Annotated in this window: 30 protein-coding genes; 11 read left to right on the forward strand and 19 right to left on the reverse strand. The window is 73.0% G+C overall.

All coding sequences use genetic code 11. The features are described 5' to 3' along the window. Window positions 1-211 precede the first annotated feature (211 nt). A complete protein-coding gene (gene serB / locus ACIRST_RS39390; RefSeq protein WP_350525260.1) occupies window positions 212-1474 on the forward strand; it encodes a phosphoserine phosphatase SerB in 1263 nt (420 codons plus the stop codon). Window positions 1475-1643: 169 nt separating this feature from the next. Here serB and ACIRST_RS39395 read toward each other — a convergent pair whose 3' ends face one another. The 3 genes from ACIRST_RS39395 to ACIRST_RS39405 all read right to left on the reverse strand — a co-directional run bounded on the left by ACIRST_RS39395 (window position 1644) and on the right by ACIRST_RS39405 (window position 3859). Further along, complete coding sequence (locus ACIRST_RS39395) at window positions 1644-2171, reverse strand: histidine phosphatase family protein (RefSeq protein ID WP_350525261.1); 528 nt, start codon at window positions 2169-2171, stop codon at window positions 1644-1646. A 134-nt stretch (window positions 2172-2305) separates the two neighbouring features. Continuing rightward, window positions 2306-2428, reverse strand: coding sequence for an SGM_5486 family transporter-associated protein (locus tag ACIRST_RS39400; RefSeq protein ID WP_267883116.1), 123 nt, complete (start codon window positions 2426-2428; stop codon window positions 2306-2308). A gap of 132 nt (window positions 2429-2560) precedes the next feature. After that, entirely contained in the window at window positions 2561-3859 is a 1299-nt protein-coding gene (locus ACIRST_RS39405) for an MFS transporter (RefSeq protein ID WP_350525262.1), read from the reverse strand. A gap of 123 nt (window positions 3860-3982) precedes the next feature. Here ACIRST_RS39405 and ACIRST_RS39410 point away from each other — a divergent pair, with 123 nt between their 5' ends. Continuing rightward, complete coding sequence (locus tag ACIRST_RS39410; RefSeq protein WP_350525263.1) at window positions 3983-4657, forward strand: FadR/GntR family transcriptional regulator; 675 nt, start codon at window positions 3983-3985, stop codon at window positions 4655-4657. A 111-nt stretch (window positions 4658-4768) separates the two neighbouring features. Here the strand turns inward: ACIRST_RS39410 and fabI are convergent, their stop codons facing one another. Both fabI and fabG read right to left on the reverse strand, forming a co-directional pair. Next, window positions 4769-5536: an enoyl-ACP reductase FabI gene (gene fabI, locus ACIRST_RS39415; protein ID WP_350525264.1), complete on the reverse strand. Its 768-nt coding sequence runs from the start codon at window positions 5534-5536 to the stop codon at window positions 4769-4771. Window positions 5537-5538: 2 nt separating this feature from the next. Beyond that, a complete protein-coding gene (gene fabG, locus ACIRST_RS39420) occupies window positions 5539-6258 on the reverse strand; it encodes a 3-oxoacyl-[acyl-carrier-protein] reductase (RefSeq protein ID WP_350525265.1) in 720 nt (239 codons plus the stop codon). 314 nt (window positions 6259-6572) lie between these two features. Here fabG and ACIRST_RS39425 point away from each other — a divergent pair, with 314 nt between their 5' ends. The 6 genes from ACIRST_RS39425 to ACIRST_RS39450 all read left to right on the forward strand — a co-directional run bounded on the left by ACIRST_RS39425 (window position 6573) and on the right by ACIRST_RS39450 (window position 12566). Further along, on the forward strand, window positions 6573-7718 hold the full coding sequence (locus ACIRST_RS39425) for an MBL fold metallo-hydrolase (RefSeq protein ID WP_350525266.1): 1146 nt from the start codon (window positions 6573-6575) through the stop codon (window positions 7716-7718). A gap of 213 nt (window positions 7719-7931) precedes the next feature. Beyond that, a complete protein-coding gene (locus ACIRST_RS39430) occupies window positions 7932-9485 on the forward strand; it encodes a TldD/PmbA family protein (protein ID WP_350525314.1) in 1554 nt (517 codons plus the stop codon). Continuing rightward, complete coding sequence (locus tag ACIRST_RS39435; protein WP_402809055.1) at window positions 9485-10882, forward strand: metallopeptidase TldD-related protein; 1398 nt, start codon at window positions 9485-9487, stop codon at window positions 10880-10882. The genes ACIRST_RS39430 and ACIRST_RS39435 overlap by 1 nt, the downstream gene beginning before the upstream one ends. Before the next feature lie 31 nt (window positions 10883-10913). Continuing rightward, the gene (locus ACIRST_RS39440) at window positions 10914-11462 is read left to right on the forward strand and encodes an RNA 2'-phosphotransferase (protein WP_350525315.1); all 549 of its coding nucleotides are present in this window, start codon (window positions 10914-10916) and stop codon (window positions 11460-11462) included. 229 nt (window positions 11463-11691) lie between these two features. Continuing rightward, a complete protein-coding gene (locus tag ACIRST_RS39445) occupies window positions 11692-12075 on the forward strand; it encodes a DUF3099 domain-containing protein (RefSeq protein ID WP_402809058.1) in 384 nt (127 codons plus the stop codon). Window positions 12076-12338: 263 nt separating this feature from the next. After that, complete coding sequence (locus ACIRST_RS39450) at window positions 12339-12566, forward strand: hypothetical protein (RefSeq protein ID WP_350525269.1); 228 nt, start codon at window positions 12339-12341, stop codon at window positions 12564-12566. Window positions 12567-12645: 79 nt separating this feature from the next. On the opposite strand, the gene moaA is transcribed toward ACIRST_RS39450, so the two are convergent. The 4 genes from moaA to ACIRST_RS39470 all read right to left on the reverse strand — a co-directional run bounded on the left by moaA (window position 12646) and on the right by ACIRST_RS39470 (window position 16987). Continuing rightward, a complete protein-coding gene (gene moaA / locus ACIRST_RS39455) occupies window positions 12646-13635 on the reverse strand; it encodes a GTP 3',8-cyclase MoaA (protein ID WP_350525270.1) in 990 nt (329 codons plus the stop codon). A gap of 76 nt (window positions 13636-13711) precedes the next feature. Then, window positions 13712-15331: a cation acetate symporter gene (locus tag ACIRST_RS39460; protein ID WP_350525271.1), complete on the reverse strand. Its 1620-nt coding sequence runs from the start codon at window positions 15329-15331 to the stop codon at window positions 13712-13714. Then, window positions 15328-15684 (reverse strand): DUF485 domain-containing protein, encoded by a 357-nt coding sequence (locus ACIRST_RS39465; RefSeq protein ID WP_350525272.1) that lies wholly within the window; start codon window positions 15682-15684, stop codon window positions 15328-15330. The genes ACIRST_RS39460 and ACIRST_RS39465 overlap by 4 nt, the downstream gene beginning before the upstream one ends. Window positions 15685-15943: 259 nt before the next feature. After that, window positions 15944-16987 (reverse strand): zinc-dependent alcohol dehydrogenase family protein, encoded by a 1044-nt coding sequence (locus ACIRST_RS39470; protein ID WP_402809062.1) that lies wholly within the window; start codon window positions 16985-16987, stop codon window positions 15944-15946. 125 nt (window positions 16988-17112) lie between these two features. Here ACIRST_RS39470 and ACIRST_RS39475 point away from each other — a divergent pair, with 125 nt between their 5' ends. Both ACIRST_RS39475 and ACIRST_RS39480 read left to right on the forward strand, forming a co-directional pair. Next, window positions 17113-18096, forward strand: coding sequence for a DEDDh family exonuclease (locus ACIRST_RS39475; RefSeq protein WP_350525274.1), 984 nt, complete (start codon window positions 17113-17115; stop codon window positions 18094-18096). Between the two features lie 31 nt (window positions 18097-18127). After that, entirely contained in the window at window positions 18128-18928 is an 801-nt protein-coding gene (locus ACIRST_RS39480) for an SURF1 family protein (RefSeq protein WP_396546794.1), read from the forward strand. 9 nt (window positions 18929-18937) lie between these two features. Here ACIRST_RS39480 and trxA read toward each other — a convergent pair whose 3' ends face one another. Beyond that, window positions 18938-19276 carry a thioredoxin gene (gene trxA, locus ACIRST_RS39485; RefSeq protein ID WP_396546796.1) on the reverse strand — a complete coding sequence of 113 codons (339 nt, stop codon included), beginning with the start codon at window positions 19274-19276 and terminating at the stop codon, window positions 18938-18940. 3 nt (window positions 19277-19279) lie between these two features. Further along, window positions 19280-19687: a MerR family transcriptional regulator gene (locus ACIRST_RS39490; RefSeq protein WP_396546798.1), complete on the reverse strand. Its 408-nt coding sequence runs from the start codon at window positions 19685-19687 to the stop codon at window positions 19280-19282. 108 nt (window positions 19688-19795) lie between these two features. Between ACIRST_RS39490 and ACIRST_RS39495 the strand changes: the two genes are divergently transcribed. Next, window positions 19796-20557 carry an SDR family oxidoreductase gene (locus tag ACIRST_RS39495; protein ID WP_350525278.1) on the forward strand — a complete coding sequence of 254 codons (762 nt, stop codon included), beginning with the start codon at window positions 19796-19798 and terminating at the stop codon, window positions 20555-20557. A 3-nt stretch (window positions 20558-20560) separates the two neighbouring features. Here ACIRST_RS39495 and ACIRST_RS39500 read toward each other — a convergent pair whose 3' ends face one another. From ACIRST_RS39500 to ACIRST_RS39535, 8 genes are all read right to left on the reverse strand, one after another. Further along, window positions 20561-21208, reverse strand: coding sequence for an alkaline shock response membrane anchor protein AmaP (locus tag ACIRST_RS39500; protein ID WP_402809068.1), 648 nt, complete (start codon window positions 21206-21208; stop codon window positions 20561-20563). Beyond that, window positions 21205-21939: a DUF6286 domain-containing protein gene (locus ACIRST_RS39505; protein WP_402809071.1), complete on the reverse strand. Its 735-nt coding sequence runs from the start codon at window positions 21937-21939 to the stop codon at window positions 21205-21207. The genes ACIRST_RS39500 and ACIRST_RS39505 overlap by 4 nt, the downstream gene beginning before the upstream one ends. A 59-nt stretch (window positions 21940-21998) precedes the next feature. Continuing rightward, window positions 21999-22340, reverse strand: a complete 342-nt coding sequence (locus tag ACIRST_RS39510; RefSeq protein WP_350525281.1) for a hypothetical protein — start codon at window positions 22338-22340, stop codon at window positions 21999-22001. Next, on the reverse strand, window positions 22340-22531 hold the full coding sequence (locus ACIRST_RS39515) for a hypothetical protein (RefSeq protein WP_350525282.1): 192 nt from the start codon (window positions 22529-22531) through the stop codon (window positions 22340-22342). Before ACIRST_RS39515 ends, ACIRST_RS39510 begins: the two co-directional genes overlap by 1 nt. A 49-nt stretch (window positions 22532-22580) precedes the next feature. Continuing rightward, entirely contained in the window at window positions 22581-23093 is a 513-nt protein-coding gene (locus ACIRST_RS39520) for an Asp23/Gls24 family envelope stress response protein (protein ID WP_350525283.1), read from the reverse strand. Between the two features lie 203 nt (window positions 23094-23296). Further along, a complete protein-coding gene (locus ACIRST_RS39525) occupies window positions 23297-24103 on the reverse strand; it encodes an enoyl-CoA hydratase/isomerase family protein (RefSeq protein ID WP_402809075.1) in 807 nt (268 codons plus the stop codon). Window positions 24104-24353: 250 nt separating this feature from the next. After that, window positions 24354-24587 (reverse strand): helix-turn-helix domain-containing protein, encoded by a 234-nt coding sequence (locus ACIRST_RS39530; RefSeq protein WP_030059940.1) that lies wholly within the window; start codon window positions 24585-24587, stop codon window positions 24354-24356. Between the two features lie 327 nt (window positions 24588-24914). Beyond that, complete coding sequence (locus tag ACIRST_RS39535; RefSeq protein ID WP_350525285.1) at window positions 24915-26513, reverse strand: ABC-F family ATP-binding cassette domain-containing protein; 1599 nt, start codon at window positions 26511-26513, stop codon at window positions 24915-24917. Window positions 26514-26667 lie beyond the last annotated feature (154 nt).

Genomic DNA, 26667 nt, shown 5'->3' on the forward strand with positions numbered 1-26667 from the left:
CGCTCTCTCGGTTCCCCCGAATTTGGCCCCCCGCCGGGGGTGCGATGTTCCTGATGACTGACGGGGGGAATCATTCCAGCCCGCCGACCGCCGATGAAAGTCGGCCCGGGTGACTGTGACCAGGCTGCTACCGGAGCGCGCGACCGCGGCGTCCCGCGAGGTGGGACGGGTGCCCTCGGGCCACCCGCCGACGGGTAGCGTGGGAGACACCATGAACGCATCGCCCCTGGCCGCTGAGCCCCTCCCCGCCGCCCAGCCCCGGACCGCGGACGAGCGCACCCTGCTCGTCAAGGTGTTCGGCAAGGACCGCCCCGGCATCACCGCCGGCCTCTTCGCGACGCTGGCCGGCTTCGGCGTCGACGTCATCGACATCGAGCAGGTCGTGACCCGTGGCCGCATCACGCTGTGCGCCCTGGTCACCCCGCCCGCCGCGCCCGGCGCCGAGGGCGGGCTGCGGGCCACCGTCCACCGCTGGGCCGACGAGCAGAAGCTCCAGGCCGAGATCCTCTCCGGCATCGGCGACAACCGGCCGCGCCGCGAGGGCCGTTCGCACGTCACGGTGCTCGGTCACCCGCTGACCGCCGCCGCCGTCTCCGCGCTGACCTCCCGGATCACCGCGGCGGGCGGCAACATCGACCGGGTCTTCCGGCTCGCCAAGTACCCGGTGACGGCGGTCGAGCTGGCCGTCTCCGGTGTGGCCACCGAGGAGCTGCGGGCCGAGCTGGCCCAGGAGGCGGCCACCCAGCGGGTGGACGTCGCGGTGGTCGCGGCCGGGCTGGAGCGCCGGGCCAAGCGCCTGGTGGTCATGGACGTCGACTCCACGCTCATCCAGGACGAGGTGATCGAGCTGTTCGCCGCCCACGCGGGCTGCGAGGAGCAGGTCGCCGAGGTGACGGCGGCGGCGATGCGCGGCGAGCTGGACTTCGCCGAGTCGCTGCGGGCCCGGGTGGCGCTGCTGGCCGGGCTGGACGCCTCGGTGACGGAGAAGGTCCGTGCCGAGGTCCGCTTCACGCCGGGCGCGCGCACCCTGATCCGCACCCTGCAGCGCCTCGGCTTCCAGGTCGCGGTGGTCTCCGGCGGGTTCACCCAGGTCACCGACCACCTGGTGGAGCAGCTGGGGCTGGACTTCGCGGCGGCCAACACCCTGGAGGTGGTGGACGGCAGGTTCACCGGCCGGGTGGTCGGCGAGATCGTGGACCGGGCCGGCAAGGCCCGCTGGCTGGCCCGCTTCGCCGAGCAGGCTAAGGTGCCGCTGGAGCAGACGGTGGCGATCGGCGACGGCGCCAACGACCTGGACATGCTGAACGCGGCCGGGCTCGGGGTGGCGTTCAACGCCAAGCCGGTGGTGCGCGAGGCCGCCGACACCGCGGTGAACGTGCCGTTCCTGGACACCGTGCTCTACCTGCTGGGCATCACCCGCGAGGAGGTCGAGGCGGCCGACGCGCTGCACGGCACCCCGACCGAGGACGAGTGAGCGCGGCCCGCGGACGAGCGACCGCGGGCGAGTAGCAGCCGAGTAGCGGCCGAGTAGCGGCGAGCTGCGGCCGACCGAGGAGGGCCCGCCCGAGGAGGGCCACGACGACGGCGAGGGGCGCGCGGACCGGTCCGCGCGCCCCTCAACTGCGTTCCGCGTGCGTACCGGGTCAGTCCTGCGGCGTGTAGTACGAGACCAGCTCGGCCACGCCCGGCTCGACGCCCTTCCAGGAGCCGCTGAAGCTGAGCACCGCGATCGCCGCCGTCGGGAATCCGCCGAGCCGCAGCCGTTCCAGCGCGTCCCGGTCGCCCGCGTCCCCGGCCAGCACCTGGGTCAGGCCCAGCACACCGGGGTTGTGGCCGACCAGCACCACGTCCGCGTACTCCTCCGGGGTCTCCTGGAGGACCGCGATGATCTCGCCCGGGCTGGCCTCGTAGATCCGGTCCTCGTACACGGTCTTGCGGGGCCGCTTGGGCAGCTCGTGCACCGCCAGCTTCCAGGTCTCGCGGGTGCGCAGGGCCGTGGAGCAGAGCACGTAGTCGGGATTGATGCCGGAATCGACCAGCCAGCGGCCGGCGTCAGGGGCCTGGTGGCGGCCCCGGTCGGCCAGGGGCCGCTCATGGTCGTCCACGCCGTTCGGCCAGTCGGCCTTGGCATGGCGGAGAACGATGATCCTGCGGGGCGTGTCGGCGCTCATACCCAGCAAGCTTGGCAGAAAAGCCGCCCGGCGGCGCGATGCTCCCGGTTGCCGCCACCCCCTCGGGTGTCGGGTGCCATCATGCCCCGTTCACCGGGGCTTCGGACGGCGGTCGGGCTACGGTCGGACGGCCGTCAGCCCATCGAGGTGGCGACGGAGGCGATGACCGCCACCAGCACCACGATGGCGGCGAAGGCGAGGGCGATGCGGCCGAGCTGCTTGCGGCCGTCGGTGGGGTTCGGGTCGAGAACGGGCATGTCGGGAATTCTCCCATCCCGAACACGCCCGTCCCCCGGCGGCCCCGCCGCCTTGGCCGGAGCTTGACCTTCGAGCCCGGGGACCGACCCCGGGGCCCGACCCCGAAGAGCCCGGGCCCCGGCCGCCCGGTGTCAGGCCCGGACGGCCGCCGCCGGACGGACCGCCTCGTCCTCGATGTGGCGGGGCCGGGCGGCCCGCAGGCCGAACAGCATCTGCGGCACCAGCAGCAGCGCCAGGAAGCCCAGCGGCCAGTACCACTCGCCGGTGATCTGGTAGATCGGGCCGATCAGGATCACGCCCAGGACGGAGATCAGGTAGCCGACGCCCTGCGCGAAGACGGACAGCTGGGCCACCCCGCCCGCCGTCCGGGCCCGCAGCCCGATCATGGTCAGCACCAGCGGGAAGGCGCAGTTCGACAGGCCCACCAGGACGGCCCAGACCCACGGCGCCCCGTCCGGGGCGAGTGCCAGACCGGTGTAGCCGGCGATGCCGCAGCAGGCCAGCACCACCACGAAGAGCCGCTGGTCACCGCGCCGGGCGGCCAGGTTGGGCAGCACGAAGGAGACCGGCACGCCGACCACCATGGTGACCGCGAGCAGCGCCCCCGAGGTGCCCTTGTCGACACCGGAGTCCTGGAAGATCTTCGGCAGCCAGCCCATCACCACGTACGCACCGGTGGCCTGGAGGCCGAAGAAGCAGGCCAGCGCCCAGGCCGTACGGCTGCGGGTGATCGGCAGCCTGGCGGGGGCGGCGGCGCCGGCGGCCCGCTCACCGCGCTCGCGCTTGGCGATCAGCACCGGCAGCCACAGCACCAGGGCGAGCGCGCCCAGTCCGGCCCAGGCGCCCAGGCCGTGGCGCCAGTCCCCGCCGAGTGCGTTGGTCAGCGGCACGCTGACCAGCGCGGCGAGCGCGGTGCCGGCGGACAGCGCCATGGAGTAGAGGCCGATCATCGGGCCGACCTTCTCCGGGAAGTACCGCTTGATCACCACCGGCAGCAGCACGTTGGCGACCGCCACGCCGGCCAGGGCGAGCGCGGTCAGCAGCAGGAACACCGCGGTGCCGCCGGCGAAGGAGCGGGCCAGCACGCCCGCGGTGATGGCGGCCATGCCGGCCGTGACCACCGCGATCGGGCCGATCCGGCGGGCCGCGGCCGGCGCGGCGAAGCCGAACAGCGCGAAGCACAGCGACGGGACGGCGGTGAGCAGCCCGGCGAGGGTCGGGTTCATCCCGAGGTCGGCGCGGACCGGGTCGAGCAGCGGCCCGAGGCTGGTGACCACGGGGCGCAGGTTGACGGCGGCGGCGGCGATCGCGACGGCGAAGAGCACGCCGAGGTACTTGGAGGGGGTCTTGGAAGGGGCGGAATCGACGGGCCGCTCGGTCTGCGGCCCGGCCTCGTTCCGCGGGGAAGCGGTGGTCTCTGCTGCGGGCATGTGCGCCATCATAGAATGATGGGATGAATTGATGCACCCTGGAATTGGCATGATGTGCCGACCGTTCATCCACCGGTCACGTTCCACCAAGGCCGCCCCGAGCCGTAGTCGCAAGGAGTCCCCGTGGCGCTGTCCTCGCCGAGGCGCACCCCGCTGTCCGACCAGGTGATCGCCCAGCTGCGCGCCCAGATCACCTCCGGGGAGTGGCCGGTGGGCTCGCGCATCCCCACCGAGGCCGCCCTGGTGGAGCAGCTGGGCGTCGCGCGCAACACCGTGCGCGAGGCCGTACGCGCCCTCGCGCACAACGGCCTGCTCGACATCCGGCAGGGCTCCGGCACCTACGTGCTGGCCACCAGCGAACTGGCCGGGGTGATGCACCGCCGGTTCGCCGACGCCGACCAGGCGCAGGTCGCCGAGCTGCGGGCGGCGCTGGAGACGTCGGCGGCCGGCCTGGCCGCCCGGCGCCGCACCGAGCGCGACCTGGAGCTGCTGGACGGCGCGCTGGCCCGCCGGGAGAACGCCTGGCACTCCGGTGACGCCGAGGACTTCGTCCAGGCCGACGCCGCCTTCCACCAGGCCGTGGTGGCCGCCTCCCACAACGACGTGCTGCTCGCCGTCTACGCCGACCTCGGCGAGGTCACCCGTGAGCACCTGCGGCACGACGTCGGCCCCGAGCTGATCGCCGAGCGCTACATCGGCCACGACACCATCCTGGAGGCCATCCGGGCGCGCGACGCCCAGCGCGCCTCGGTCGAGGCCGGCCGCGCCATCGGCGCCTGCGGGACGACCGAGGGGTGACCCCCGGGCACCGCGGGCCGTCGCACGTCGCCGACGTGCGGGCATGACGGAACGCCGCTGCCCGGCACCCCCTGCGGGAGGGGTGCCGGGCAGCGGCGTACGGGCGGGGTGTCAGGCGCCGATGGCGTGCAGACCGCCGTCGACGTGGATGATCTCGCCGGTGGTCTTCGGGAACCAGTCCGACAGCAGCGCGACGATGCCGCGGCCGGCCGGCTCCGGGTCGCTCAGGTCCCACTTCAGCGGGGAGCGCTGGTTCCAGGTGTCGGCCAGCTGCTCGAAGCCCGGGATGGACTTGGCGGCCATCGAGCCGAGCGGACCGGCCGAGACCAGGTTGCAGCGGATGTCGCGCTCGCCCAGGTAGCGGGCGAGGTAGCGGTTGGTCGCCTCGAAGGCGGCCTTGGTCGGGCCCATCCAGTCGTACTGCGGCCAGGCGAACTGGGCGTCGAAGGTCAGGCCGACCACCGAGCCGCCGTCCTGCATCAGCGGCAGCAGCGCCATGGTCAGCGACTTCAGCGAGTACGCCGAGACGTGCATCGCCGTGGCCACGGACTCCCACGGCGTGTTCAGGAAGTTGCCGCCCAGGGCGTCCTGCGGGGCGAAGCCGATCGAGTGGACGATGCCGTCCAGGCTCGGCAGGTGCTCGCGGACCTGGTCGGCGATGCCGGCCAGGTGCTCCGGGTTGGAGACGTCCAGCTCCAGCACCTTGACCGGGTGCGGCAGCTTCTTGGCGATCCGCTCGGTCAGGCTCGGGCGCGGGAAGGCGGTGAGGATGATCTCCGCGCCCTGCTCCTGCGCGAGCTTCGCGGCGTGGAAGGCGATGGAGGACTCCATCAGCACGCCGGTGATCAGGATGCGCTTGCCTTCGAGGATTCCACTCATGATCAGTGACCCATGCCCAATCCGCCGTCGACGGGAATGACGGCTCCGGTGATGTACGCGGCCTCTTCCGACCCGAGGAACCGCACGGTGGACGCGACCTCGGCGGGCGCAGCGTAGCGGCCCAGCGGCACGCCCGCGACGATCTCCGCGCGGCGCTCGTCGCTGAGCACGGCGGTCATGTCGGTGTCGACGAAGCCGGGGGCGACCACGTTGACGGTGATGTTGCGCGGGCCGAGTTCGCGCGCCAGCGACCGGGCGAAGCCCACCAGGCCGGCCTTGGAGGCGGCGTAGTTCGCCTGGCCCGGCGAGCCGGACAGGCCCACCACGGACGAGATCAGCACGACACGGCCCTTCTTGGCGCGCATCATCAGCTTGGAGGCGCGCTTGACCACCCGGAAGGTGCCGGTCAGGTTGGTGTCCACGACGGAGGTGAAGTCCTCCTCCGACATGCGCAGCAGCAGGGTGTCCTTGGTGATGCCCGCGTTGGCGACCAGCACCTCGACCGCGCCGTGCTTCTGCTCGATCTCGGTGAAGGCGGCGTCGACCTGTGCGGCGTCCGTGATGTCGCAGCGGACCGCGAGGACGTCGTACTTCTCCAGGCCCTCGGGCACCTCGCCCGAGCGGCTGGTGATGGCGACCTTGTCGCCCGCCTCGGCGAAGGCCTGGGCGATCGCGAGGCCGATGCCCCGGTTTCCTCCGGTGACGAGAACCGAGCGGCTCAACGATCCACCTCTCTCCGTGTGTGAGCGGTACGTCGGATTGCGTACGCAGTGTGACGCTATCGGGCGGTCGGCGGTGTCGGCGCATCGGGCTCCCACAGCGCCGCACCGAAGGAACTGTCGCAATCCGACAACGCGTGCCCGCCGTCCCCGGGCCGTCCCGGCGAAACCGCCCAGGCCCCGGGCCCGGCCCGGATCGGCGGGACTGTACGGGAACAACACGGGCGGGCGCACCCGTTGCCCCCTCGGTACGGGCGGGCCCGGAACCTGCCGTACCGTTCACCCGACCATCCCGGCGAGCGACGAAGGCAGAGCGGATGACCAAGGCACGGCCCGGGAACACCTCCCGACGCGGACGACTGCTGGCCCTCACCGCCCTGGCGGCCGGCCTGGGCACGGCCGCCTGGTCGCTGCGTGACCTTCCGGCGGCGTTCGGACGCCGGCCGGACGGCGAACGCGAGGAGCGGGTGCGCAACTCCCCGCAGTACCGCGACGGCGTCTTCCACAACGCGCCCTCCACGCTCGCCCGCACCTCGGGGGCCCCCGGCTTCGACGGTGCCACCGCCCGCCGGATGCTCTTCGAGCGCGAGGGCCGCGTCCCCGCCCACCCGGTGCCGACCGTCCGCCCGGCCACCCCGCCCGGTCCGGCCGCCGAGGGCGTGGAGATCACCTGGTACGGGCACGCCTCCGCGCTGGTGGAGATCGAGGGCTTCCGGGTACTGCTCGACCCGGTCTGGAGCGACCGCTGCTCCCCCTCCGCGCACATCGGCCCCAAGCGGCTGCACCCGGTGCCGGTCGAGCTGGAGGAGCTGCCGCCGGTCGACGCGGTGCTGATCTCGCACGACCACTACGACCACCTGGACATGGCGACGGTCAAGCGCCTGGTGCGCAGCCAGTCCGCGCCCTTCGCGGTGCCGCTCGGCATCGGCTCCCACCTGCGCCGCTGGGGCGTCCCGGAGCACCGGATCATCGAGCTGGACTGGGACGAGACCTGCAACCTGGGCGAGCTGGTGCTCACCCTGACCGCCGCGCACCACTTCTCCGGCCGCGGGCTGACCCGCAACACCACCCTCTGGGGCTCCTGGGTGATCGCCGGCCCGAACCGCAAGGTGTTCTACACCGGCGACTCCGGCTACTTCGAGGGCTACGCGCGGATCGGCGAGCAGCACGGCCCGTTCGACGCCGCGCTGGTCCAGATCGGCGCCTACGACGCGGCCTGGGCGGACATCCACATGACCCCCGAGGACGCCGTCCTCGCCCACCGGGACCTGACGGCCGGCCTGCTGGTGCCCGTCCACTGGTGCACCTTCAACCTGGGCCTGCACCGGTGGGCCGAGCCGATCGAGCGGCTGGTCGACGAGGCCAAGGCGCACGCCGTCCCGCTGGCGGTGCCGCGCCCCGGCGAGCGGGTGGACGTCGACAACCCGCCGGAGCTCGACGGCTGGTGGGAGTCCGTCGGCTGACGGCCCGCCGCGGCGCGGGCCCCGACCGCTCCCGCCACGGAGGTGGTCGACGGCCCGAAAAGGCTGCCGGTCTGACGGTCGTACTGGCCGAAACCGCAGCGCACCGGACGAAATGCGCTGGCCGGAAGCCCGGTGGACGGGAATGATGCGGTGCGGACGCCCCTGTGGCGCCGCACCGCCACCCTCCGCGACCTGGGAGCCCGATTGCCTCCGATCCCTCCGGCCGACCGCTCCGGCGCCCCGACCGGGCGCGCCGTCGACCCGCTGTTCCTCGCCCTGCCGCTGCGCACCCTCGCCGACGCCGCCCTCACCCGGGCCCGCGAACTCGGCGCGAACCACGCCGACTTCCGTCTGGAGCGGATCCGCAGCGCCTCCTGGCGGCTGCGCGACGCCCGTCCGGCCGGCACCTCCGACGGCGTGCAGCTGGGCTTCGCCGTCCGGGTGCTGCTGGACGGCGCCTGGGGCTTCGCCGCCGGCGTGGACCTCACCACCGCCGCCGCGGCGAAGGTCGCCGAGCAGGCCGTCGCGGTGGCCCGCCTGTCCGGCGGGATCAGCCGGGCGGCCGGCTCCACCGAGCGGGTCGAGCTGGCCGACGAGCCGGTCCACCGGGACGTCACCTGGGTCTCCGCGTACGAGGTCAACCCCTTCGAGGTGCCGGACGCCGAGAAGACCGCGCTGCTCGCCGAGCGCAGCTCCCGGCTGCTGGCCGCCGAGGGCGTCTCGCACGTCCAGGCGGCCCTGAAGACCATCCAGGAGAACAAGTTCTACGCGGACACCGCGGGCACGGTGACCACCCAGCAGCGGATCCGGGTGCACTCCGAGCTGGAGGCCACCTCGGTCGACGAGCGCACCGGCGCCTTCGACTCGATGATGACGCTGGCCCCGCCGGTCGGCCGCGGCTACGAGTACGTCACCGGCACCGGCTGGGACTGGGACGCCGAGCTGGCCGAGCTGCCCGTCCTGCTCGCCGAGAAGATGAGGGCCCCGAGCGTCGAGGCCGGCCGCTACGACCTGGTCATCGACCCGACCAACCTGTGGCTCACCATCCACGAGTCGATCGGCCACGCCACCGAGCTCGACCGCGCGCTCGGCTACGAGGCCGCCTACGCCGGCACCTCCTTCGCCACCTTCGACAAGCTCGGCTCACTGAAGTACGGCTCCGAGCTGATGCACGTCACCGGCGACCGCACCGCCGAGCACGGCCTGTCCACCATCGGCTACGACGACGAGGGCGTCGCCACCCAGTCCTGGGACCTGGTCCGGGACGGCGTCCTGGTCGGCTACCAACTGGACCGCGGCATGGCCAAGTTGAAGGGCTTCGAGCGCTCCAACGGCTGCGCCTTCGCGGACTCCCCGGCGCACGTCCCGGTCCAGCGGATGGCCAACGTCTCGCTCCGGCCGGCCGCCGACGGCCCGGACACCGAGGGCCTGTTCGCCGACGTGGAGAACGGCCTGTACATCGTCGGCGACCGCTCCTGGTCGATCGACATGCAGCGGTACAACTTCCAGTTCACCGGGCAGCGCGCCTACGCCATCAAGAACGGCGAACTCGCGGGCCAGGTCAAGGACTTCGCCTACCAGGCCACCACCACCGACTTCTGGGGCTCGATGGCGGCGGTCGGCGGCCCGCAGACCTACGTCCTCGGCGGCGCCTTCAACTGCGGCAAGGCGCAGCCCGGTCAGGTCGCGGCCGTCAGCCACGGCTGCCCGTCGGCGCTGTTCCGGAACGTCAACGTGCTCAACACCCAGCAGGAGGCGGGTCACTGATGACCGCGATGCAGCCCCACGAACTCGTCGAGCTGGCGCTCGGCCTCTCCCGCGCCGACGGCTGCGTGGTGATCGCCGACGAGGACTCCACCGCCAACCTGCGCTGGGCGGGCAACGCCCTGACCACCAACGGCGTCACCCGCGGCCGCCGGCTGACCGTGATCGCCACCGTCGCCGGCGCCGAGGGCACCGCCTCCGGTGTGGTCTCCCGCGACGCCGTCACCCCGGAGGAGGTCGAGGGCCTGGTCCGGGCCGCCGAGCAGGCCGCCCGCGCGGCCGGCCCGGCCGAGGACGCCCAGCCCCTGGTCGCCGACCGGCCCGCGTCCCCGGACTTCACCGAGCCGCCCGCGGAGACCTCGATCGCGGTCTTCGACGCCTTCGGCCCGGCCCTCGGCGAGGCCTTCGCCTGCGCCGCCGCCCAGGGCGAGCTGCTGTACGGCTTCGCCCGGCACGAGGTGACCTCCAGCTACCTGGGCAGTTCCACCGGCCTGCGGCTGCGCCACGACCAGCCCACCGGCATGGTCGAGTTCAACGCCAAGACCGCCGACCTGTCCGGCTCGGCCTGGATCGGCGCCGCCACCCGGGACTTCACCGACGTCGACGTCGCCGCCCTGCACACCGAACTGACCAAGCGCCTCGGCTGGGGCGCCCGCAAGGTGGACCTGCCGGCCGGCCGCTACGAGACGCTGCTGCCGCCGTCGGCCGTCGCCGACCTGATGGTCTACCTCAGCTGGTCCTGCGGCGGCCGGGACGCCCACGAGGGCCGGACGGTGTTCTCCAAGCCCGGCGGCGGCACCCGGATCGGCGACAAGCTCAGCGGGCTGCCGCTGACGCTGCGCTCCGACCCGCAGGAGCCCGGCCTGCAGGCCCCGCCGTTCGTGCTCACGCACTCCACCGGCGGGGACGCCTCGGTCTTCGACAACGGCGAACCGGTCGCCGCCACCGAGTGGATCCGCGGGGGCGTGCTGAACGACCTCGTCACCAGCCGCCACTCGGCCGGCCTGACCGGGCTGCCGGTCCGTCCGGCGATCGACAACCTCGTCCTGGAGACGGCCGGCCAGGAGTCGGCGCCGACCCTGGACGAGATGATCGCCCGCACCGAACGCGGCCTGCTGCTCACCTGCCTCTGGTACATCCGCGAGGTGGACCCGGCGACGCTGCTGCTCACCGGCCTCACCCGGGACGGCGTCTACCTGGTGGAGAACGGCGAGGTCGTCGGCGCGGTCAACAACTTCCGGTTCAACGAGTCCCCGGTGGACCTCCTGGACCGGATCACCGAGGTGGGCCGCACCGAGCACTGCCTGCCCCGCGAGTGGAGCGACTGGTTCACCCGCACCGCGATGCCACCCGTGCGTGTCGCGGACTTCAACATGAGTTCGGTCAGCCAGGCCTCATAGCCACTGACCGACGGGGGATACGAGAGACATGATGGACGAGAAGCGGCTGGTCAAGACCAGCAAGATGCTGGCCCGCATCCTGCGGCACGACCCCGACCGGGTGGGTGTCACGCTGGACGAGGCCGGCTGGGTCCGGATCGACGTGCTGCTCGCCGCGCTGGCGGCCAAGGGCAACCGGCTGACCCGGGTCGAGCTGGACCACGTGGTGACCACCAACAACAAGCGCCGCTTCGGCTACTCACCGGACGGCCTCTCGATCCGCGCGAACCAGGGCCACACGGTGGCGGTCGACCTCGGTCTGGCCGCCGCCGTGCCGCCCCACGTGCTCTACCACGGCACCGCCGACCGGCACCTCGCGGCGATCTTCCGCGAGGGCCTGCGCCCGATGGCCCGCCAGGACGTCCACCTCTCGGCCGACACCGAGACGGCGACCAGGGTCGGCGCCCGGCACGGCCGCCCGGTGGTGCTGACGGTGAACGCCGCCGCGATGGCGGCGGCCGGCCACGAGTTCCGGGTCAGCGAGAACGGCGTCTGGCTCACCGACGCCGTACCGCCGCAGTACCTCTCCCGGCGCTCGTAGCCGGGCACCCGCCCCCGGCGGGCCTCCGACGGGCCCACCCGACGCGCGCCCTCGACGCGCACACCCGCCGGCCGCCCCGGGCCGGCCCGTCCGCTCCGCCGGACAGGCCCATCGGGCACCCGACCGGGTGGGTCCGCCCCACCCGGTCTCGTCGCCCCGCCAACCCGGGCGTACCGTGAGGAGGCCGCGCGGCCAGGCGCGCGGGTGCGCGACGAGGGCGGTAGGACACATGGGCAAGAGCGCCGGCGACGGCCGGGTCTTCCGGATCACGGGGGCGCGCAGCAGCCTCAGCGAGGACGTCCGGGGGCGCCAGCGCCGCTACGTCGTCTCGATGCTGCTCCGCACCGTCTGCGTACTGCTCGCGGTGGTGCTGTGGGACGTCCAGCGCTGGCTGGCGTTCGTGGCACTGGCCGGCGGCGTGCTGCTGCCCTACTTCGCCGTGTTGATAGCGAACGCCGGACGGGAGCGGGCCCCGGGCCTGCCGAGCACCTTCGACATCCCCTCGGACACCCCGCTGATGCTGGGCCCCGGTGGGAGGGGTGGGGCGGGTGCGACTGCCGGTACAGGAGAGGCAAAGGCCTCTGCCACCGATCCTTCACAGGACGTGAACTGACCGTCCTTTTCACCCCGCTTCGCCCGCGCCCCGCTCGGCGAAAGCTCAAAAGAAGCTCAGATTAATCATGCAAGACCTCCCCATCCGGGGGTCGTGGCGTGACATACTGCGTACGCGCTCCGCATCCCCCGTCGGAGCGACGGACCGACGCCGGGCAGCTCCCCCCGTGGCTGCCCGGCGTCGCCATGCCCGGATCCGGTCGTCCCGACCGGGCGTGACAGACTGGCGGTGCATTCTTCCCGCCTAACGCTGAGGACGGCCCGATGGACACCCCGCAGACGCCGATCTGCTCCGCCAAGGGCTGCCGGGCGGACGCCGGCTGGGTGCTGGTGTGGAACAACCCCAAGCTGCACACCCCGGACCGCCGCAAGACCTGGCTCGCCTGCGACGAGCACCGCGAGCACCTGTCGCAGTTCCTCGGCGTGCGCGGCTTCCTCAAGGAGGTCGTCGCCTTCGCCGACTGGACCCCCGAGCCCGGCACCCCGGCCTGACCGCGCCCCGACCCGACCGCACCCCGGCGCAGCACACCGGGCGCAGGCCGACCACCGCGACCCGCTCGCCGGCCCCGTCCTAGCCGCCGATCGCGGACATCGGCCGCTCCGGCTGGAGGAACTCCGGGTCGTCGATCCCGGCCCCGGCCTTCTTGCCCCACATCGCCGCCCGCCACAGCGCGGCCAGCTCGGCGTCGTCCGCGCCGGAGCGCAGCGCCGTGCGCAGGTCCGTCTCCCCGGTCGCGAACAGGCAGTTGCGCACCTGGCCGTCGGCCGTCAGCCGGGTGCGGTCGCAGGCCCGGCAGAACGGGCGGGTGACCGAGGCGATCACGCCGACCCGGGCCGGGCCGCCGTCCACCAGCCAGCGTTCGGCGGGGGCCGCGCCCCGGCTGCCGGAGGGCTCCGGGGTGAGCGCGAAGCGGGCGCGGAGCAGCTCCAGGATCTCCTCCGCGGTGACCATCGAGGAGCGGTCCCAGCCGTGCTGGGCGTCCAGCGGCATCTGCTCGATGAAGCGCAGCTCGTAGCCCCGCTCCAGGCACCAGGCCAGCAGGTCGCCCGCCTCGTGGTCGTTGACCCCGCGCATCAGCACCGCGTTCAGCTTGACCGGCGCCAGCCCGGCGGCCTCGGCGGCGGCCAGCCCGTCCAGTACGTCCTGGTGGCGCCGACGGCGGGTGAGGGTGTGGAACACCTCGGGGTCGAGGGTGTCCAGCGAGACGTTGACCCGGTCGAGGCCGGCTTCGCGCAGCGCCGTCGCGGTGCGGGCCAGGCCGATGCCGTTGGTGGTCAGCGAGATTTCGGGGCGGGGCTCCAGCTCCGCGCAGGCGGCGACCACGGGGACCAGTCCGGGGCGCAGCAGCGGCTCGCCGCCGGTGAAGCGGACCTCGCGGACGCCCAGGTCGCGCACGGCGATCGTGACCAGCCGGACGATCTCCTCGTCGGTCAGCAGCTCCGGCTTGGCCAGCCACTGCAGGCCCTCCTCGGGCATGCAGTAGGTGCAGCGCAGGTTGCACCGGTCCGTGAGGGAGACCCGCAGGTCCACGGCCTGTCGTCCGAAGCTGTCGAGCAGCACGTGCGTCCTTCCCCGAGATGCGGCCGGCCCGGCCACCGTCACGGCGGGCCGGGCCAGCATAGTCATCGCGGAACGATCAATGGGCGCCCAGTCCGGTCAGTGAGCGGACCTCCAGTTCAGCGTACTTCGCCGGGTCGGGTCGTTCGGTGGACAGCAGGGTGCCGAGCCAGCCCGCCAGGAAGCCGATCGGGATGGAGACCAGGCCGGGGTTCTCCAGCGGGAACCAGTGGAAGTCGGCGTGCGGGAACAGCGACTTCTCGCTCCCGGACAGCACCGGGGAGAACGCCACCAGCACCACCGAGGAGATCAGGCCGGCGTAGACCGAGCTGACCGCGCCGACGGTGGTGAAGCGCTTCCAGAACAGCGAGTACAGCAGGGTCGGCAGGTTCGCCGAGGCGGCCACCGCGAAGGCGAGCGCCACCAAGGCTGCGGTGCTGAGCTTGCCGGCGTAGAGGCTGAGCACGATGGAGATCGCGCCGATCACCACCGCGGCCCACTTCGCCGAGAGCACCTCCTCCTTCTCGCTCGCCTTCCCGCGCCGGATCACGTTGGCATACAGATCGTGCGCGAAGGAGGCCGAGGAGGCGAGGGTGAGCCCGGCGACCACGGCGAGGATGGTGGCGAAGGCGACCGCCGAGATCACCGCGAGCATGATCGCCCCGCCGGTGGTCCCGGCCCCGCCGCCGAGCTGCTCGGCGAGCAGCGGCGCCGCGGTGTTCCCGGACGGCGTCTTGCCCTCGACGGCCACCATGCCGCTGCGGCCGACCAGGGCCGCCGCACCGAAGCCGAGCGCCAGGGTCATCAGGTAGAAGACGCCGATGATGCCGATCGCCCAGAGCACCGACTTCCGGGCCGCCTTGGCGGTGGGGACGGTGTAGAAGCGGACCAGGATGTGCGGCAGGCCGGCGGTGCCGAGCACCAGGGCGATCCCGAGGCTGATGAAGTCGAGCTTGGAGGTGTCGCTGGCGCCGTACTTCAGCCCGGGTTCGAGGAAGGCTGCGCCCTTGCCGCTGGCGGAGGCCGCCGCGCCGAGCAGCTCGGAGGGGTTGAAGTGGTACTTGGCGAGCACCAGGACGGTCATCAGCGCGGCACCGGCGATCAGCAGGACCGCCTTGACGATCTGCACCCAGGTGGTGCCCTTCATGCCCCCTATCACCACGTAGATGATCATCAGCGCGCCCACCGCCAGGATGGTCCAGCGCTTGGCGCCGTCCCCGGTGACTCCCAGCAGCAGCGCCACCAGCGCCCCCGCGCCGACCATCTGGGCGAGCAGGTAGAAGATCGACACCACGATGGTGGAGACGCCGGCCGCGGTGCGCACCGGACGCTGGCGCATCCGGAACGCGAGCACGTCCGCCATGGTGAAGCGGCCGGAGTTGCGCAGCGGTTCGGCGATCAGCAGCAGCGCGACCAGCCAGGCGACCAGGAAGCCGATCGAGTACAGGAAGCCGTCGTAGCCGTTGAGCGCGATCAGCCCGGCGATGCCGAGGAAGGAGGCGGCGGACATGTAGTCGCCGGAGATGGCCAGACCGTTCTGGAAGCCGGTGAAGCCGCGGCCGCCGGCGTAGAAGTCGGAGGCGCTCCGGTTCTGCCGCCCGGCCCAGACGGTGATGACCAGGGTGGCCACCACGAAGACCCCGAACAGGGTCATCGTCAGGCCGCGGTGCTCGGTGGCGGAGCTGGAGAGCAATGTCATTCGGCGGACTCCCGGGGGGCGTGGACGACGGCACCGTGCGCCTCGCGGATCGCGGTGGCGGCGGGGTCGATCCGCCGGTCCGCGTAGCGGGCGTACCAGGCGGCGATCGCGAAGGTGGTGGCGAACTGCAGCAGCCCGAGCACCAGGGCGACGTTGACGTGCCCGGCGACCTTGGCGCGCATCAGGCCGGGGGCGTAGCAGGAGAGCAGGACGTAGAGCAGGTACCAGAGCACGAAGCCGATGGTGACCGGGAAGGCGAAGCTCCGGAACGAGCGCCGGAGGGTACGGAACTCCTCGCTGTCGTCGATGAGTTGGACTTCCGTGGGGGCAGTGGTGATCGGCGGCGAATCCACTCTTTCTCCTCACTCCTTCGGCGTAGCTGGCACACAGGGGAACGATCGAACGTGAGGGGCGTCACATGTGGCTGACGCGCCGCGCAATGCTAGGAGCGTCGTGCCCATACCGGATAGGAGTTGACCGCGATCAGCCAGGCGTTCACCCCCTCGCGCCACCCGAATGGCCGAAAACGACCACTTGCACCCCTTCGGACCACCCCCGGCGCATGCGAAAGGGGCGGCACCGACCAGCGGTGCCGCCCCTCGTGACGACGCGTCAGAAGGCGATCCGGACCTTCAGCGCCGAGCGGTCGTCCATCGCCCGGTAGCCGTCCGGCACGCCGTCCAGGTCGACCGTGCGGTCGAACACCAGGCCCGGCTCGATGGCCCCGGAGAGCACGTCCGGCAGCAGCTCGGGGATGTACGCGCGGGCCGGGGCGACGCCACCGTTCAGCGAAACGTTTCGGCCGAACATCTGACCGATGTCCACGCCCGCGCTGCCGCCGTGCGGCACCCCGACGTAGCCCACCGCGCCGCCGTCGCGGGCGATCGAGACGGCCGTCCGCATCGACTCCTCGGTGCCGACCGCCTCCAGCACCGCGTGCGCGCCCTGGCCCCCGGTCAGCTCCTTGACCGCCTCGATGGCGGCGTCCCCGCGCTCGGCGACCACGTCCGTCGCCCCGAAGCGACGGGCCAGCTCGGTCCGGGCGGTGTGCCGGCCCAGCGCGATGATCCGGCCCGCGCCCAGCCGGTGCGCCGCCAGGACGCCGCACAGGCCCACCGCGCCGTCGCCGACCACCGCGACCGTCGAACCGGGCCGCACCCGCGCCGAGACCGCCGCGTGGTGCCCGGTCGACATCACGTCCGACAGCGCCAGCAGCCCGGGCAGCAGCTTCTCGTCACCGGCCGCCTCCTTCGGCAGCTTCACCAGCGTCCCGTCCGCGAACGGCACCCGCACGGCCTCGCCCTGTCCGCCGTCCGAGCCGACCTGCCCCCAGAACCCGCCGTACGGGCAGGAGGTGTGCAGGCCTTCGCGACAGAAATCACACGTCCCGTCCGACCAGACGAACGGCGCCAGCACCAGGTCGCCCTTGGCGAAGCCGCGCACCTCGGCGCCGGCCTCCTCGACCACGCCCAGGAACTCGTGCCCGATCCGCTGGCCGGCCACCCGCTGGGCCACCCCGCGGTACGCCCACAGGTCGCTGCCGCAGATGCAGGCGTTCAGCACGCGGAGCACCACGTCCGTCGGGTGCTGGATCACCGGGTCCGGTACGTCCTCGATCCGGATGTCGTTGGGGCCGTGGATCACGGTGGCACGCATGCGCTGTCCTTAACTGAAACGAACTCGACCAGGTGTACGACACCCCCGTCGACCACTCTATTCCGGCCGGTCGGTCGGAACATTCCGGCCGGGCCCCTCCGCCCCGCCCCTTATCCTGTTGGACCATGCAACCGATCCAGCCCGCGCCGAGGACCGCCCCGGTCCCCGCACAGCGCTCCGCCGCCCCCACCGAGGGCTTCGCGGTCGTCGACGTCGAGACCACCGGTCTCGGCCGTACGGACCGCGTCATCTCGGCGGGCGTCTACCAGCTGGACCCGGACGGCGAGGTCACCGACCACTGGTACACCCTGGTCAACCCCGAGCGGGACCCGGGCCCGGTCTGGATCCACGGCCTGACCACCGAGCTGCTCTCCTCCGCCCCGACCTTCCCGCAGGTCGCCGACGAGTTCGCCGACCGGCTGCGTGGCCGGGTCCTGGTCGCGCACAACGCGCTCTTCGACTGGAACATGATCTCCCGCGAGTTCTCCCGGGCCGGTCTGCACGCCCCGGTCGAGCAGCGGCTGTGCACCATGGTCCTCTCCCGCGACCTGCGCCTGCCGCTGCCCAACGGCAAGCTGGCCTCGCTCGCCGCGCACTTCGGCGTCCGGCAGCGCCACGCCCACAACGCCCTGGACGACGCCCGGGTGCTCGCCGAGGCCTTCCGCCCCAGCCTGCACCTCGCCCGCCTCGGCGGCGTCCCGCTGCCGCTGCAGAACTGCGTCGCGGTCACCGACCTCGGCGAGGACGAGCCCGCCGCCCCCGGCCGCGCCTCCTGGACCGGCGCGAACTACCGCCAGGCCAAGAAGCGCCCGCCCTGCCCGCACCCCAACCCGGGACGCTGGCAGGACGGCGAGCCGCTGGTCCAGGGCATGCGGGTGGCCTTCACCGGCGACACCGCGACCGACCGCGAGCTGCTGGAGGACCGCGCCGTCGAGGCCGGCCTGCACATCGCCACCTCTGTGAGCCGCCTCACCAGCCTGCTGGTCACCAACGAACCGGACAGCTGGAGCGGCAAGGCCCGCAAGGCCCGTGAGGTCGGCACCCCGGTGGTCACCGAGGACGCCTTCCTGCAGCTGCTGCGCGAGGTAGCCCCGCACCCCGGTGCGTGAGCCCGTTGTGAGGTCGGCGTACCGTTCCCATGTGTACCGTTTTCTGCTGACCCGCCAGTGGCTGATCACCATGCTGATCGCGCTGCTGCTGATCCCCGCGACGATCAAGCTGGGCTTCTGGCAGCTGCACCGCCACGAGGCGCGGGTGGCCCGGAACGAGCTGATCGGCAAGGCCCTCACGGACGCCCCGGTCCCCTTCGACACGCTGTCCCCGACGCCCGGCTTCGCGGTCCCCAAGGACCTCACCTGGCGCGCGGTGACCGCCACCGGCCAGTACGACCCGGCACACGAGTTCGTGGTCCGCAAGCGGACCGACTCCAGCGGGGACACGATCGGCTACTTCGTCGTGACCCCGCTGAAGCTCTCCGACGGCAAGGGCAGCGTCCTGGTCAACCGCGGCTGGGTCGCCTCCGGCGCCACCGCCACCGAGTACCCGCCCGTCCCCGCCGCCCCCACCGGTGAGGTCTCCGTCACCGGACGGATGCGCGCCGACGAGACCTACGGCGCCAGCGGCATCAAGGACCGGTCCGGCCTGCCGGACCGCCAGTTCAACCTGATCAACACCGCCGAGCAGGTCAAGGAGACCGGCGCCACCCTCCTCGGCGGCTACCTCGAACTCTCCGCCACCACCCCGGCCCCGGCCGACCAGCCGCAGCTGATCCCCGAGCCCAACCACTCCGACATCGGCCCGCACATGGCCTACGCCATCCAGTGGTGGCTGTTCACGGCGATGATCCCGGTCGGCGTCTGGATCCTCGCCCGCCGCGAGGCCAAGGACCGCGCCAAGCAGGCCGCCGAGCCCGAGACCGTCGCCGAACCCGTCCCGGCCTAGGCTCCGGCCTCAAGCGCGGAGCACGTCGTCCAGCTCCCGCAGCAGCCGCGCCTTCGCCCGCGCCCCCACCACCGACCGCACCGGCTGCCCGCCGCGGAACACCATCAGCGTCGGCATCGAGAGCACCCCGTACGCCGCCTGCGTCCGCGGGTTGTGGTCCACGTCGAGGCTCACCACCCGCAGCCGGTGCGCCTCCTCCCGGGCGATGTCCGCCAGCACCGGGGCCATCATCCGGCACGGCGGGCACCAGTCCGCCGTGAAGTCCACCAGCACCGGCCCCTCGGCCGCCAACACCTCCGCGGCGAACGTGTCGTCCGTCACCGCCGGCACACCCGTGATCTCCACCATCGTCTACTCCTCCGCCAGTTCACACCGTGGTGGTCGCTCGGAAGCCGCGAGGTCGTCCCGTGCCCGCACCGCCCGCTCGAACTGCCCGGCCACCCGCGCACGCGCCTCCTGCAGCCGCGCGATGCAGTCGTCCAACTCGGCGAGCTTGCGCTCGTACACCTCCAGCGAGGCCGGGCACGAGTCCCCCTCCGGGTGACCCGCCCGCAGGCACTCCACGAACGGCCGGGTCTCCTCCAGCCCGAACCCGGCGTCCTGGAGCATCCGGATCTCCCGCAACAGCCGCAGGTCCCCCTCGTCGTACGCCCGGTACCCGTTGCCCGCCCGCCGGGCCGGCAACAGACCCAACTGCTCGTAGTACCGCAGCGCCCGCGTGGTCGTCCCCGCCCGCTCCGCCAACTCCCCGATCCGCATGCCGAACCCGCTCCTCCCGCACTTCCGGCGACGACCGTAAACCTTCCCCCCGGCGTCAACGCCAGCCCGCACCGCCGAACGCCCGCCCCACCCGGCAAGATGTCCCCCATGGATCTCGGACTCGAAGACAAGGCCTACATCGTCACCGGCGCCACCCGGGGCCTCGGCCTCGCCGCCGCCCGCGAACTCGCCGCCGACGGCGCCCGCGTCCTGGTCAGCGGCCGCACCCGACAGGCCGTCGACAAGGCCGTGGCCGAACTCGGCGCCCTCGGCACCGCCCGCGGCATGGTCGCCGACAACGCCTCCCCCGACACCCCCGAGCGCCTGATCGCCGAGGCCAGGCAGCACTTCGGCCGTTTCGACGGCATCCTGATCAGCGTCGGCGGCCCCCCGGCCGGCCCGGTCGAGACCACCCCCGAGGAGGCCTGGCGCGACGCCTTCGAGTCCGTCTTCCTCGGCGCCCTCCGCCTCGCCCGCGCGGCCGCCGCCGAACTCTCCGACGGCGGTGTGATCGGCTTCGTGCTCTCCAGCTCGGTCCGCCAGCCGATCCCCGGCCTCGGCGTGTCCAACGGCCTGCGCCCGGGCCTCGCGATGGCCGCCAAGACGCTCGCCGACGAGCTCGGCCCCCGCGGCATCCGCGTGGTCGGCCTGCTGCCCGCCCGGATCGACACCGACCGGGTCCGCGAACTCGACGCCCTCGCCGACGACCCGCAGGCCGCCCGCACCGCGGCCAGCGCCGGCATCCCGCTCGGCCGCTACGGCACCCCCGAGGAGTTCGGCAAGGTCGCCGCCTTCATGCTCTCCCCCGCCGCCTCCTACCTGACCGGTCTGATGGTCCCGGTCGACGGCGGCGCCCTGCGCACCCTCTGATCCCTACACCACCCGCGACCGCCTCCGCCGCCGCCGGGGCCACCGGTGCCGCGGCTCGGCGGGGGCCGCCTGCAACACCCGGATCCGCAGGTCGGCCGGCAGCTCCGGCAGGCTCAGGCTGCGGCACGCATCGGTGCGGGGCCCGTCCTCGAAGTGCGCCACCAGCCCGGCCGGATCCCCGCCCGGCGTCAACCGCACCGCACCGCGCAACCGCGGGTGCCGCGGCGCCCGCACCAGCCGGATCCCCGCCCGCTCGACCTCGGGCAGCACGGCCGTCCCGCTCTCCATCGCCTCCTCCAACGCCCGGGCGCCGACCCGCAGCCGGAGCCCGCTCACCCCCGGCGTGGGCACCGCGATGCTGGACAGCCCGGTGCGCCGCAGCTGCGCCACCAGCCACCACACCATCCCCGCCATCAGCACGGCCAGCCCGCCGATCACCGTCGGCCACCACCACGTCGAGTCCACCCACCGGCTGCGCGTGCGCACGCTCACCACCGGTTGGTCCGGCGACGTCCACGGCCACCAGTGCGGCGGGCTCACGCCCAACCGCCGGTACAGGTCGAGCCCGCCCGCCAGCACCAGCACCCCGACACCCAGCAGCACCAGGCCCACCGCCCCCAGCAGCACCCGGTTGACGACCACCCGCGTCACGGCGCGGCCCCCGTTCCCGGCCCGGCCCCCGTGCCAGGTCCCGTCTCGGGCGCTTCCCCTGGCTCGGGCGCTGCCTCCGCCGTCGCCGCTGTCCCCGCCTCGGGCTCTGCCTCCGACTCTGCCTCCGCCTCCGGGCCGGCCCCCGCGTCGCCGCCCGCCGCGCGCCCACCGGCCGTGCGCACGTCCAACCGCAACGGCCGGGCCAACCCCACCCGGTCCAGCTCGTCCCGCAACTGCCGCTGCACCGAAGCCGGATCGGCCGGACCGACCAGCGAGACCCGGGCCCTGCGCCGCCCCACCTTGATCCTCAGGTGGTCGATCCCGGCCAGCCCCGCCGCCCGGTCCGTCAGCAGGTGCCCGATCCCGGCCCGCTCGACGGCCGCCGCGGTGCCCCCGTAGGGCCGCAGCACCAGCCACCGCCCCAGCCCGGGCGCGATCGCCAGCCACAGCAGCCACCCGCCCAGCAGTGCGGCCACCCCGGCCCCGACCAGCACCCACGTGTCGTCCAGGTGCCGAGTCGCCAGCTCGTCCACGATCTGCGCCCGCCACGCCCGCGCCGGCTGCCCGGCGCGGACCGCGATCACGTCGTACAGCAGCGCCCCCGCGGCCAGCAGCAGCACGGTCGCCACCGCCGTGGCCGCCACCGTCCGCGGCGCCCGCAGCCTCCGTACCGTCCCCGCCCCCGCTCCCGGACCCTCGACGGCCTCCGTGTCCGCGCCGGTCGCTGGCACGTCACCCGCAGGCGCGCCGCCCGCAGACACGTCGCCCGCAGGTGCGTCGCTCACGTCGCTCACGACGCCCCCACCAGCTTCTCGACCACGACCACCACGTCCGACACCCTGGTCCCGGTCAGCCTCAGCACCCGCTCGGCGATCGCCGCCCGCATCGTCCGGGCCAGCCCCGCGATGTCCGCCGGGAAGGGCAGCTCGACCTCGACCCGGACCGTCACCGTGCTCCCGGGCACCGCCACCGAGACGTGCGGCGGCGCCCCCTTCGCCCGCCCGGCGGGCCAGGCGCCGACCTGCACCTCCCGGGCCGCCCGGGCCGCGATCCTGGCGTAGACCCGGTCGGCGACCCGCAGCCGCCCCCGCCGCCCCGACACCGGAACCGGGCCGGGGGCAGAGGCCGCCATCAACGGCGCCGGTCGCGGCCGCGGAACAGGTCCCCGAGTTCACCCAGCTCGATGTCCCCCTCCAGCAGACGCCCGCCCACGAAGCCGACCAGTCCGAGCGCGCCCACCAGCAGGAACGCCGCGAACCCCCCGAAGTACCCGGCGAAGCCGAGGGCCATGCCCACCACCAGGCCGACGATGGCCAGGTTCATCCGCTACTCCCTCGTTCCTCGCTGCGTGGTGCGCCGTCGGCGCCGCCCGCTACTTGAGCTTGGCCCGTTGCCCCGGCGCCACCACCGGCTCCTCTTCCTCCTCGAACTCCGGTTCGTCCGGGAGGTGGACGTCGTTGACCGCGATGTTCACCTCGACGACCTCCAGGCCGGTCATCCGCTCGACCGCCGCGATGATGTTCTCCCGCACCTGGCGGGCGAGTTCGGGGATGACCACGCCGTACTCGACCACCAGTGCGATGTCGATCGCGGTCTGCTTCTCGCCGACCTCGGCCTTGATGCCCCGCCCGATGCTGGACTTGCCACCGGGCACCCGGTCCCGCATCGCGCCGAACGTCCGCGCGAGCCCGGAGCCCAACGCGTGGATCCCGGACACCTCCCGGGCGGCCATCCCGGCGATCTTCTCCACCACGCCGACGGCCAGCGCCGTACGGCCGCGCTCCCCGACCGCTTTCGCACCGCCCGGGGAGCCCGGCGGCGGACCGGGGGTCGGAGCACCGCCGGCGTTCTTGTGCAGGGTCGCGGGCGTCGGAGTGTCAGGCATGGGCACATCTCCCGTCGTACGGCTCCAGCTATATCGCAAACCTCCCCAACTCTGGCATTTCGCCACGTTCCGCGCCCGCCGAACGACACCCGGCCGGCGCCCACCCGGGCCCCGCGGCGCACCCCGGAAACGCCGACGGCCCGACCCGGGGCATCCCCCGAGGTCGGGCCGTCGGTCGTAGCGCGAGGCCGAAGGGCGCGAGGTCAGTCGCCGATCCCGGCGAGCTCCCGCAGCCGACGGGCCTGGGCCACCCGTTCGGCCGAGCGCTGCTCCTCGAAGGAGCGCCCGGCGGCACCCTGCAGCAGCGCCTTGGTCTCGATCACCGCGCCGCGCGGAGCGGCCAGCAGGGCCGCCGCGAGGTCGCGGGCGGCGGCGTCCAGCTCGGCGCCCGGCACGGCCAGGTTGGCCAGCCCGATCGCGGTGGCCTCCTCGGCGTGGACCCAGCGGCCGGTCGCGCAGATCTCCAGCGCACGGGCGTAGCCGACGAGGTCGGTGAGCGGCTTGGTGCCGGCCAGGTCGGGGACGAGGCCGAGCGAGGTCTCCTTCATCGCGAACTGCACGTCCTCCGCGACCACCCGCAGGTCGCAGCCGAGGGCGAGCTGGAAGCCCGCGCCGACGGCGTGCCCCTGGACGGCGGCGATGGAGATCAGGTCCGGGCGGCGCCACCAGGTGAAGGCCTCCTGGTAGGAGGCGATGGTGTCGTCCAGCTCCTTGTCGGCCGCGGCCGCGAGCTGCAGGAAGGTGGGCTCGCCGGGGATGCCCTCGGCGGTGAACATGGCCCGGTCCAGCCCGGCCGAGAAGGAGACGCCCTCGGCGCGCAGCAGGACGACCCGGACGTTGCCGGGCAGCTCGCGGCCCGCGTCGGTGAGGGCGCGCCAGAGCGCGGGCGACTGGGCGTTGCGCCGCTTGGGCTGACAGAGGGTGACGACGGCGAGTTCGCCCTCGATCTCCAGGCGGACGCCGTCCCGCTCCCAGCTCGGGGCCTGCGGGTCGGTGGCGGGGGCGGTCATGCGTGGACCTCCGGTGGCGGGGGATGTGGCTACCGGAGAGTAACAAAACTGGGCGCGCGAAGGCAGGGGCCCGACCCGGAAAGATCGACGGAGCTCGGGCGGAAGGGGGCCGGGGGCGGAACACACCCCGGACATGACGACCGGCGGCCGGTCCACACGACCCGAGGGCGGACGCCCGGCTGTCGGTCAGCCGTCGTCTCCTCGGTCGGCGCCCTGCCGCCGCGTCATCCAGCCAATAGCTGACGAACCGTCAGGAACCGGCCCCGGCAGTCGCCTTGTTCTTGCCCCGCGTGGCACCGCCGCGGCCCCGGAGGATCACTCCGGACTCGCTCAGCATCCGGTGCACGAAGCCGTACGAACGACCGGTCTCCTCCGCGAGAGCGCGAATGCTCGCCCCGGAGTCGTACTTCTTCTTGAGATCGGCCGCGAGCTTCTCACGCGCGGCACCGGTCACCCGGCTGCCCTTTTTCAGAGTCTCGGCCACCCGTGCCTCCTCGTAGCGTTGCTCGGTCAGATTCCCATGATCACCCATCCACCGCGTCCTGGCCACCCATTCGACAAGGTCGATGTCGGAAATGCGTGGTCCTCCGGTGGTGATCCGAGCGCACCAGGGCGCTCACGCAGAGTGCACGCCCCCGGGCGGGTGCCGCCGTTCGCCGCGAAAGGGCTGATCAGCAGCGTCGGCCCGACCACGATCGAGTGGCGGGCCGACGGGAAGTCCTTAAACGGAATCCGGGTCTACTTCATTCCCGGACACGCCGTAGGGACTAGTTTTTCTGGTCCGAAAAGCGGATGCCGCGTCTACTTCCGGTCAGGCCAGCGAGACCAGATCGGCGTAGGACGGGTTCCAGAGGTCCTCCACGCCGTCCGGCAGCAGGATGATCCGCTCCGGGTCGAGCGCCTCGACCGCGCCCTCGTCGTGGGTGACCAGCACGACCGCGCCGGAGAACTCGCGCAGGGCGCCCAGGATCTCCTCGCGGCTGGCCGGGTCGAGGTTGTTGGTGGGCTCGTCGAGCAGCAGCACGTTGGCGGAGGAGACCACCAGGGTGGCCAGCGCCAGACGGGTCTTCTCACCGCCGGAGAGCACCCCGGCCGGCTTGTCCACGTCGTCGCCGGAGAACAGGAAGGAGCCGAGGATCTTGCGGATCTGCACCAGGTCGGTGTCCGGCGCGGCCGAGCGCATGTTCTCCAGGACGCTGCGCTCCGGGTCCAGGGTCTCGTGCTCCTGGGCGTAGTAGCCGACCTTCAGGCCGTGGCCCGGGATCACCTCGCCGGTGTCCGGCTGCTCGACCCCGGCCAGCATCCGCAGCAGGGTGGTCTTGCCGGCACCGTTGAAGCCCAGCACGACGACCCGGGAGCCGCGGTCGATCGCCAGGTCGACGTCGGTGAAGATCTCCAGCGAGCCGTAGGACTTGGACAGGCCGCTGGCGGTCAGCGGGGTCTTGCCGCAGGGGGCCGGCTCCGGGAAGCGCAGCTTGGCGACCTTGTCGTTCATCCGGACCTGCTCCAGACCGGAGAGCAGCTTGTCGGCGCGGCGGGCCATGTTCTGCGCGGCCACCGTCTTGGTGGCCTTGGCGCGCATCTTGTCGGCCTGCGCGTTCAGGGTCGCGGCCTTCTTCTCGGCGTTGGCGCGCTCGCGCTTGCGGCGCTTCTCGTCGTCCTCGCGCTGCTGCTGGTACTGCTTCCAGCCCATGTTGTAGACGTCGATGCAGGAGCGGTTGGCGTCCAGGTAGAAGACCTTGTTGACGACCGTCTCGACCAGGTCGACGTCGTGCGAGATGACGATGAAGCCGCCCTTGTACGTCTTCAGGAAGTCCCGCAGCCAGACGATCGAGTCCGCGTCCAGGTGGTTGGTGGGCTCGTCGAGGAGCAGCACGTCGGAGTCCGAGAAGAGGATCCGGGCCAGCTCGACGCGGCGGCGCTGACCACCGGAGAGGGTGTGCAGCGGCTGGGCGAGGATGCGGTCCGGCAGGCCCAGCGCGGCGGCGATGGTGGCGGCCTCGGCCTCGGCGGCGTACCCGCCCTTGGTGAGGAACTCGGTCTCCAGGCGGGCGTACTTCTTCATCGCGTTGTCGCGGGTGGCGCCCTTGCCGTTCGCCATCCGGTCCTCGTTCTCGCGCATCTTCTTCAGCACGGTGTCGAGGCCGCGGGCGGAGAGGATGCGGTCCTTGGCGAGGACGTCCAGGTCGCCGGTGCGCGGGTCCTGCGGGAGGTAGCCGACCTCGCCCGAACGGGTGACGGTCCCGGCGGCGGGCAGGCCCTCGCCGGCCAGCACCTTGGTGAGCGTGGTCTTGCCGGCGCCGTTGCGCCCGACCAGGCCGATCCGGTCGCCGGAGGCGACCTTGAAGCTCGCGGACTCGATCAGGATCCGGGCACCGGCGCGCAGCTCAAGGGCGTTGGCGGAAATCATGGCTGGGAACTACTCCTGGGACGTGGGCGGGCGGCCGGGCGGTGGGCCGGGGCCGGGCGAGCGGGAAGGGGCTTCATCGACGGTCGGCGCAGCACACGGAGCGCCGCCGCCCGCTATTGCCCGGAGAAGATAGCCATGGCGGCAAGTCTACCGG

The organism is Kitasatospora sp. NPDC101447 (assembly GCF_044767225.1).
Taxonomy (GTDB): domain Bacteria; phylum Actinomycetota; class Actinomycetes; order Streptomycetales; family Streptomycetaceae; genus Kitasatospora.

What these genes read in the sequence shown, in the direction of transcription:
- serB (WP_350525260.1), top strand. Translation starts at nt 212, where the DNA reads ATGAACGCATCGCCCCTGGCCGCTGAGCCCCTCCCCGCCGCCCAGCCC.
- ACIRST_RS39395 (WP_350525261.1), bottom strand. Translation starts at nt 2,171, where the DNA reads ATGAGCGCCGACACGCCCCGCAGGATCATCGTTCTCCGCCATGCCAAG.
- ACIRST_RS39405 (WP_350525262.1), bottom strand. Translation starts at nt 3,859, where the DNA reads ATGCCCGCAGCAGAGACCACCGCTTCCCCGCGGAACGAGGCCGGGCCG.
- ACIRST_RS39490 (WP_396546798.1), bottom strand. Translation starts at nt 19,687, where the DNA reads ATGCGGATCGGGGAGTTGGCGGAGCGGGCGGGGACGACCACGCGGGCG.
- ACIRST_RS39445 (WP_402809058.1), top strand. Translation starts at nt 11,692, where the DNA reads ATGGGCAAGAGCGCCGGCGACGGCCGGGTCTTCCGGATCACGGGGGCG.
- trxA (WP_396546796.1), bottom strand. Translation starts at nt 19,276, where the DNA reads ATGGTGGAGATCACGGGTGTGCCGGCGGTGACGGACGACACGTTCGCC.
- ACIRST_RS39520 (WP_350525283.1), bottom strand. Translation starts at nt 23,093, where the DNA reads ATGCCTGACACTCCGACGCCCGCGACCCTGCACAAGAACGCCGGCGGT.
- ACIRST_RS39400 (WP_267883116.1), bottom strand. Translation starts at nt 2,428, where the DNA reads ATGCCCGTTCTCGACCCGAACCCCACCGACGGCCGCAAGCAGCTCGGC.
- ACIRST_RS39425 (WP_350525266.1), top strand. Translation starts at nt 6,573, where the DNA reads ATGACCAAGGCACGGCCCGGGAACACCTCCCGACGCGGACGACTGCTG.
- ACIRST_RS39525 (WP_402809075.1), bottom strand. Translation starts at nt 24,103, where the DNA reads ATGACCGCCCCCGCCACCGACCCGCAGGCCCCGAGCTGGGAGCGGGAC.
- ACIRST_RS39470 (WP_402809062.1), bottom strand. Translation starts at nt 16,987, where the DNA reads ATGCGTGCCACCGTGATCCACGGCCCCAACGACATCCGGATCGAGGAC.
- ACIRST_RS39450 (WP_350525269.1), top strand. Translation starts at nt 12,339, where the DNA reads ATGGACACCCCGCAGACGCCGATCTGCTCCGCCAAGGGCTGCCGGGCG.
- ACIRST_RS39440 (WP_350525315.1), top strand. Translation starts at nt 10,914, where the DNA reads ATGGACGAGAAGCGGCTGGTCAAGACCAGCAAGATGCTGGCCCGCATC.
- fabI (WP_350525264.1), bottom strand. Translation starts at nt 5,536, where the DNA reads ATGAGTGGAATCCTCGAAGGCAAGCGCATCCTGATCACCGGCGTGCTG.
- ACIRST_RS39510 (WP_350525281.1), bottom strand. Translation starts at nt 22,340, where the DNA reads ATGGCGGCCTCTGCCCCCGGCCCGGTTCCGGTGTCGGGGCGGCGGGGG.
- ACIRST_RS39515 (WP_350525282.1), bottom strand. Translation starts at nt 22,531, where the DNA reads ATGAACCTGGCCATCGTCGGCCTGGTGGTGGGCATGGCCCTCGGCTTC.
- ACIRST_RS39475 (WP_350525274.1), top strand. Translation starts at nt 17,113, where the DNA reads ATGCAACCGATCCAGCCCGCGCCGAGGACCGCCCCGGTCCCCGCACAG.
- ACIRST_RS39495 (WP_350525278.1), top strand. Translation starts at nt 19,796, where the DNA reads ATGGATCTCGGACTCGAAGACAAGGCCTACATCGTCACCGGCGCCACC.
- ACIRST_RS39435 (WP_402809055.1), top strand. Translation starts at nt 9,485, where the DNA reads ATGACCGCGATGCAGCCCCACGAACTCGTCGAGCTGGCGCTCGGCCTC.
- ACIRST_RS39460 (WP_350525271.1), bottom strand. Translation starts at nt 15,331, where the DNA reads ATGACATTGCTCTCCAGCTCCGCCACCGAGCACCGCGGCCTGACGATG.
- ACIRST_RS39535 (WP_350525285.1), bottom strand. Translation starts at nt 26,513, where the DNA reads ATGATTTCCGCCAACGCCCTTGAGCTGCGCGCCGGTGCCCGGATCCTG.